Raw genomic sequence first — 6,892 nt, 5'->3', positions numbered from 1 at the left:
CAAAAACCCCCACCAATCAGCACAAAACTTGTCCTGGTTGGTGGGGGTTTATTTTTATAAAAATTGTCCAGCTCCAGTACCCAACGGGCACTTCTGCTTTTCATAAAAAAATTATAACATTCGTCTTTCCGATACGGCGAGGCGATTGATGGCGCGCTGCAATGCTAGCTCAGCACGGCGGAAGTCGATATGCGCGGTCTTCTGTTCGCGCATCCGCTGCTCTGCACGTTCCTTCGCTCTTAAGGCACGTTCTACATCAATTTCAGAAGCTGTTTCCGCTGATTGGGCAAGAATTGTTACCTGATCAGGACGAACCTCTAAAAATCCGCCGCTGACTGCGATAAATTCCATATTGCCCTCTTTTTTAAGACGGACAGCACCAATTTGAAGCGGCGCAACCATCGGAATGTGTCCAGGTAAAATACCGAGCTCACCACTTTGAGCCTTCGTACTCACCATTTCTACATCTGACTCATACACCGGGCCATCGGGAGTAACAACACTGACTTTAATCGTCTTCATTTTTTACCCTCCTGGCGTACTTAGGCTTCTACACCCATGCGTTTTCCGGCCTCAACCACATCTTCAATACGGCCGACCAAACGGAATGCATCTTCCGGAAGGTGGTCATATTTGCCGTCAAGGATTTCTTTGAAACCTTTAACCGTTTCTTTTACAGGCACATAAGATCCCTTCTGACCAGTGAACTGTTCAGCCACGTGGAAATTTTGCGATAAGAAGTTTTGGATACGACGTGCGCGGAGCACAACTAACTTATCATCATCAGAAAGTTCATCCATACCAAGAATGGCAATGATATCCTGTAATTCACGATATTTTTGTAACGTAGATTGTACTTGACGTGCAACCTCATAGTGCTCCTCGCCAACGATACCCGGTGACAAAGCACGAGAAGTCGATGCCAATGGATCCACCGCAGGGTAGATACCCATTTCTGAAAGCTTACGTTCAAGGTTTGTAGTTGCATCTAAGTGAGCGAAAGTTGTTGCCGGAGCCGGATCCGTATAGTCATCGGCTGGAACGTAAATCGCTTGGATCGAAGTAACAGAACCTTTATTTGTAGACGTAATCCGCTCTTCCAATTTACCCATTTCTGTAGCAAGCGTTGGCTGGTAACCTACCGCAGATGGCATACGGCCAAGAAGGGCAGAAACCTCAGAACCCGCTTGTGTGAAACGGAAAATATTATCAATGAACAATAACACGTCTTGTCCTTGCTCATCACGGAAATATTCAGCCATTGTCAAACCAGTCAAGGCCACACGCATACGTGCGCCAGGCGGCTCATTCATTTGTCCGAATACCATCGCTGTTTGCTTAATAACGCCAGAGTCTGTCATTTCGTGGTAAAGGTCATTACCTTCACGGGTACGTTCACCAACACCGGCGAAAACAGAAATACCGCTATGCTCTTGAGCAATGTTATTAATTAATTCCTGGATTAAAACGGTTTTACCAACACCGGCACCACCGAATAAACCAATCTTACCACCTTTAATATATGGGGCAAGCAAGTCTACTACCTTAATACCCGTTTCAAGAATTTCTACCTCAGTAGAAAGTTCTTCAAACGTTGGTGCTTCGCGGTGAATCGAATCACGGCGGGCACTTACCGGTACATCCTCTTTCAAGTCAATTGCTTCACCTAAAACGTTAAATACACGGCCAAGCGTTACATCCCCAACCGGAACAGAAATAGGCTTACCCGTATCCTCAACTTCCACACCGCGAGTTAACCCATCAGTTGTCGACATCGCAATCGTACGAACCGTGTCATCACCTAAATGAAGGGCTACTTCAAGCGTTAAGTTGATATCAACTTCTGATTGATTATGCGCCTTACTGACAACTTTCAATGCATTATAGATTGCAGGCAGATTGCCGCCGTCAAACTTCACGTCAACCACCGGACCCATAATCTGAAGAACGCGTCCTTTGTTCATCGTTTTCCCTCCTAACTTACTCTATCAAACAAATCCAAGCCTCGGGGCTCTTCTTTTTTTTTTGAAAAATATAGCAGAATCAAAGGCAGCACAGCCTTCGACCCTGATGATTGAAATGAATGGTGTCAGGCACCAGATTAGAATCATTCTTTTCTAGCACAATACGCCTGAGCATTTCCGCTTCTCTATTCTAACGCTGCCGCACCGCCGACGATTTCGGCAATTTCTTGAGTAATCGCTGCCTGGCGGGCACGGTTGTAGATTAGAGAATAAGATTTGATCATTTCTTTCGCATTATCGGTTGCGTTTCTCATTGCAGTCATCCGAGCGGCATGCTCGCTGGCTTTACTATCTAATAACGCTCCATAAATCAAGCTTTCCGCATATTGCGGCAGGAGAACTTCTAAAATTTCTTCTGCTGACGGCTCAAATTCGTAGCTTATGAGCTTATGTGAAGTAGATAGGTCGGAAAGCGGCAGGAGCTTCTTCTCGGTCACTTCCTGTGAAATCGCACTATGATAATGGTTGTAATAAATATATAGTTCATCGAAGGTTTCGTCTGTAAACATACCGACGGTCGCGCTCGTAATATCTTTAATGCTTTCAAAGTTAGGCTGATCTGAAACCCCGACGATTTCGAGGATCACATTCATGCCCCGCTTCACAAAAAAGTCACGTGCCACACGGCCGATGGCAATGATTGCAAACTCATCATTCGACTTATGACGGCTTTGAATTGTTTGATGGACACGGCGAATCACGTTACTGTTAAAAGCACCAGCAAGGCCGCGGTCGCTTGTCATGACAATATAACCGGTTTTCTTTACTGTACGGTGCTGCAGCATCGGGTGATTCACACCACCTGAGCCAATCGCAATCGACGCCGTCACTTCTTGGATTTTCTCCATGTAAGGAACGAATGCCTTTGCATTCAGCACACCGCGGTTCCATTTCGCGGCTGAAGTCATTTCCATTGCTTTGGTAATCTGACTCATTTTTTTCGTAGAATTAATACTATTTTTTATATCGCGTAATGATGCCATTAGGTTCTCACCACCCTCATTCAAAGAATGTCTGGCCTGGGCGCGTCACCATGTGAAAAATTCACATGGTGACGCGCATCCAGACCTTACTAAATGTCAGACCCTATTATTCGGAAACTGCAAACGTCTTTTTGAAGTCGTTGATTGCAGAAGCCATATCTTCATCAGAAGGAAGTTCCTTCGTGGTTGCAATATGGTCTAACAACTCTTTGCGGTTGTGGTCTAACCAGTTATGGAATTCAGATTCAAAACGACGGATATCCGCTAATGGAATATCATCAAGGAAACCGCGTGTTAAGGCATAAAGAATCGCCACTTGCTTCCCTACGGACAACGGCTTATGAAGGTCCTGCTTTAGCACCTCAACTGTACGCGCACCGCGGGCAAGCTTTGCTTGTGTTGCTTTATCAAGGTCAGAACCGAACTGCGCAAATGCTTCTAGCTCACGGTAAGAAGCAAGGTCAAGACGGAGTGTACCGGCAACCTTCCTCATCGCTTTGATTTGCGCCGATCCACCTACACGGGATACGGAAAGACCTGCGTTGATCGCTGGACGTACACCGGAGAAGAATAGGTCTGATTGTAAGAAAATTTGTCCATCAGTGATGGAGATTACGTTTGTTGGGATATAAGCAGAAACGTCACCTGCTTGTGTTTCAATAAATGGCAATGCCGTGATCGAACCGGCACCAAGTGTGTCGTTTAATTTTGCGGCACGCTCAAGTAAGCGTGAGTGCAAGTAGAATACATCCCCTGGATAGGCTTCACGACCTGGAGGACGGCGAAGTAATAGGGAAAGTTCACGGTAGGCAGCCGCTTGCTTAGAAAGATCATCGTACACGATTAAGACGTGCTTGCCAGCATACATAAATTCTTCCGCCATTGCAACACCAGCATATGGTGCTAAAAATAGCATTGGAGCCGGCTGTGATGCAGATGCTGAAACAACGATGGAGTAGTCTAATGCGCCACTTTTACGAAGTGTTTCAACAGCACCACGAACCGTTGATTCTTTTTGTCCGATTGCGACATAGATACAAATCATGTCTTGATCTTTTTGGTTGATGATTGTATCAATCGCAACAGATGTTTTACCTGTTTGACGGTCACCGATAATTAATTCACGCTGACCGCGTCCGATTGGAACGAGCGCGTCAATCGCTTTAATACCCGTTTGTAATGGCTCATGAACGGATTTACGAGCCATAACGCCGGAAGCAACTGCTTCAACAGGACGAGTTTTTGTAGTGTTGATTGAACCCATACCATCGATTGGTTGTCCTAATGAGTTTACAACACGGCCGATTAGTCCCTCACCAACTGGAACCTCCATGATGCGGCCTGTACGGCGTACTTCGTCGCCTTCACGGATTTCCGTGAAAGGTCCAAGGATGATAATACCGACGTTATTTTCTTCCAGGTTTTGTGCCATACCCATAACGCCGTTCGCAAATTCAACAAGTTCTCCAGCCATGACATTGTCGAGGCCATGAACACGTGCGATACCGTCACCTACGGAGATAACTGTACCGACATCCGTCACTTGAATTTCTGCCTGATAGTTTTCAATCTGCTTTTTTATCAGGGCACTGATTTCTTCAGCTTTGATGCTCATGAGTTTCACCCCTAATCTTTCAAATCTTAACTTAACAATTTACGTTCTAAACGGCTGAGCTTACCACTCAATGAGCCGTCATATATACGATTTCCAATCCGAAGGCGGACACCGCCAAGCAAGCTGGAATCTACGATATTTTCAATTTTTAGCGATTTCTTACCGATTTTTGCGGCAAAAACTGAAGATAGGGCAGCACGCTCAGCCTCTGTTAAGGCACGGTAACTGTGCACCTCGGCCTCAGCGATACCCATTGCATCATTCGCCAGCTCAATAAACTCATTGGCCACGTCAGCGATTTCATCCTCGCGGTGACGGTCAATTAAGATTAACAGTGTATTGAGTACATTTACATTTACCGATGCAAAAGCCTGCTTTAAAATCTCCTTTTTCTTATCAATTGAAAGCTTCGAAGATTTTAATACGGCTTTAAATTCAGGATGATACCCGACAACTTCCTTCACTGCACGAAGGTCTTCTTCTATTACTCCAAGAGCTTGAGTCTCTTTCGCAATTTGGAAAAGAGCCAACGCGTAGCGCTTTGCTACCATGGAGTTACTCATCGTTTTTCTCCTGCCTCTTGGATATATTCGTTAATGAGTTTGTCTTGATCCGCTGCGCTCAATTCTTTCTCAATTACTTTAGATGCAATTAAGACAGACAACGACGCCACTTGTTCGCGAATCGCGGCAACTGCTTTTTCTTTTTGCTGCTCAATCTCTAACTTAGCGGCTTCTTTAATGCGCTCAGATTCTGCGCGGGAAGCGGCGATGATTTCATCACGCTGAAGATCGCCTTGCTTTTTCGCTGCTTCAATTAAACTTTGAGCATCACTGCGAGCTTCTTTTAACATATTTCTTTGTTCTTCTACTAAAGCGGCAGCTTCTTTACGGCTTTTTTCAGCTGATGTGATTTCATTTGCGACATGCTCTTCACGTTCTTTCATGATGCCCATTAATGGGCCCCATGCGAACTTCTTCAGCAATAACATCAAGATGATAAAGATCACTAATTGGAAAAGGATCGTACCCCAATTAACTCCGGTATGTGCTGCTGCACCTAATACTAGACTGCTTGTAAACACCTCGGGTTCACTCCCTTCAAGAGTTGTTCCTTTATATATACAAAAAACCATCATTTTCAATCGTCATTTTTCGAAAAACTTATATCAGGGTTTGTACTATTAACCTGATGAATACAGATATAAACGAATGGCGAAGGTTCTCAGTTGATCTTCGCCATTGGTCTCGGAGTTAACCTAGATTATTTACCTTGAACCATGAACGCGATAACAACCGCGATGATAGGAATCGCCTCAACTAACGCAACCCCGATGAACATTGTTGTTTGAAGCATACCGCGAGCTTCTGGCTGACGAGCGATACCTTCAACTGTTTTAGATACGATAAGACCGTTACCGATACCGGCACCTAGTGCTGCTAAACCGATTGCAATTGCTGCTGCTATAAGACCCATTTGTAATTTTCCTCCTTAAAATGTATAAATAATTTTATTTTTTTGTTCAATAAAATTGAACAGTTATATTAATGGTCGGTACTCACCTTATGAGACAAGTAAACCATTGTTAACATGGTGAAAATAAATGCTTGAATGGCACCGACAAAGACTGAGAAGCCCTGCCACGCCAACATTGGTACAGCTGCGTAAAGCCATCCGAAATTTCCGGATTGTGCTAGACCACCTGCGAGTAATCCTAGTAAAATCTCACCCGCGTAAATGTTTCCGTAAAGACGGAGACCGAGAGTCAGCGTATTTGCAAACTCTTCAATAATCTTGATTGGGAACATGAACCAAAACGGTTTAAAGAATTCTTTCCCGTAGGCAGCTGTCCCTTTCATTTTGACTCCATAAAAATGGGATAATCCCACCACCAATACCGCCAGTGTCAGCGTTACTCCTGGATCGGCAGTCGGCGATTTCCACCAAAGTGTATCATTGATGACGATTGAAAATGGCAGCCCCAGCATATTAGCGACAAAGACATACATCATGATGGTAATACCAAGCACATGAAATCGTCCGCCGGTTTTCCAATCCATCGTGCTGTTAATGATGTTCTTAACGAAATCCATGACCCATTCCATGAAATTCTGGACACCGGTCGGCTTCATCGCTAGCTTACGCGTCGATAAAACGGCAATTAAAAAGACAACTGCACTTGCGATGGTAATCATTAACATGTCAGCCAAATTAAAATTAAGTCCAAAATATGTTACTATTGGAGCTTTGTGTTCCAACAATATTCACCT

8 protein-coding genes are annotated in these 6,892 nt (G+C 44.5%); all 8 read right to left on the bottom strand.

Annotated elements, in window-relative coordinates; translation table 11 throughout:
- Positions 1 to 111: 111 nt before the first annotated feature.
- Positions 112 to 522 (bottom strand): F0F1 ATP synthase subunit epsilon, encoded by a 411-nt coding sequence (locus tag BANVL01_RS19605; RefSeq protein WP_066093849.1) that lies wholly within the window; start codon positions 520 to 522, stop codon positions 112 to 114.
- 20 nt (positions 523 to 542) lie between these two features.
- Entirely contained in the window at positions 543 to 1,964 is a 1,422-nt protein-coding gene (gene atpD / locus BANVL01_RS19600) for a F0F1 ATP synthase subunit beta (protein ID WP_066093852.1), read from the bottom strand.
- Positions 1,965 to 2,149: 185 nt separating this feature from the next.
- Positions 2,150 to 3,007 carry an ATP synthase F1 subunit gamma gene (gene atpG, locus BANVL01_RS19595; RefSeq protein WP_066093855.1) on the bottom strand — a complete coding sequence of 286 codons (858 nt, stop codon included), beginning with the start codon at positions 3,005 to 3,007 and terminating at the stop codon, positions 2,150 to 2,152.
- Positions 3,008 to 3,113: 106 nt separating this feature from the next.
- A complete protein-coding gene (atpA, locus tag BANVL01_RS19590; protein ID WP_066093858.1) occupies positions 3,114 to 4,622 on the bottom strand; it encodes a F0F1 ATP synthase subunit alpha in 1,509 nt (502 codons plus the stop codon).
- 26 nt (positions 4,623 to 4,648) lie between these two features.
- Positions 4,649 to 5,185, bottom strand: coding sequence for a F0F1 ATP synthase subunit delta (locus BANVL01_RS19585; protein WP_066093861.1), 537 nt, complete (start codon positions 5,183 to 5,185; stop codon positions 4,649 to 4,651).
- The gene (locus BANVL01_RS19580) at positions 5,182 to 5,706 is read right to left on the bottom strand and encodes a F0F1 ATP synthase subunit B (RefSeq protein WP_066093864.1); all 525 of its coding nucleotides are present in this window, start codon (positions 5,704 to 5,706) and stop codon (positions 5,182 to 5,184) included. Before BANVL01_RS19580 ends, BANVL01_RS19585 begins: the two co-directional genes overlap by 4 nt.
- A gap of 179 nt (positions 5,707 to 5,885) precedes the next feature.
- Complete coding sequence (atpE, locus tag BANVL01_RS19575; protein WP_066093867.1) at positions 5,886 to 6,098, bottom strand: F0F1 ATP synthase subunit C; 213 nt, start codon at positions 6,096 to 6,098, stop codon at positions 5,886 to 5,888.
- A 68-nt stretch (positions 6,099 to 6,166) separates the two neighbouring features.
- A complete protein-coding gene (gene atpB / locus BANVL01_RS19570) occupies positions 6,167 to 6,880 on the bottom strand; it encodes a F0F1 ATP synthase subunit A (protein WP_066093869.1) in 714 nt (237 codons plus the stop codon).
- Positions 6,881 to 6,892 lie beyond the last annotated feature (12 nt).

Source organism: Neobacillus novalis NBRC 102450, from assembly GCF_001591805.1.
GTDB classification, from domain to species: Bacteria; Bacillota; Bacilli; order Bacillales; family Cytobacillaceae; genus Neobacillus; species Neobacillus novalis.
This window is presented reverse-complemented; position numbering and strand designations above follow the sequence as displayed.

Excerpts from the sequence above, each read along its gene's own strand:
- BANVL01_RS19605 (WP_066093849.1), bottom strand. The coding sequence starts at position 522 with ATGAAGACGATTAAAGTCAGTGTTGTTACTCCCGATGGCCCGGTGTAT.
- atpD (WP_066093852.1), bottom strand. The coding sequence starts at position 1,964 with ATGAACAAAGGACGCGTTCTTCAGATTATGGGTCCGGTGGTTGACGTG.
- atpA (WP_066093858.1), bottom strand. The coding sequence starts at position 4,622 with ATGAGCATCAAAGCTGAAGAAATCAGTGCCCTGATAAAAAAGCAGATT.
- atpG (WP_066093855.1), bottom strand. The coding sequence starts at position 3,007 with ATGGCATCATTACGCGATATAAAAAATAGTATTAATTCTACGAAAAAA.
- atpE (WP_066093867.1), bottom strand. The coding sequence starts at position 6,098 with ATGGGTCTTATAGCAGCAGCAATTGCAATCGGTTTAGCAGCACTAGGT.
- BANVL01_RS19585 (WP_066093861.1), bottom strand. The coding sequence starts at position 5,185 with ATGAGTAACTCCATGGTAGCAAAGCGCTACGCGTTGGCTCTTTTCCAA.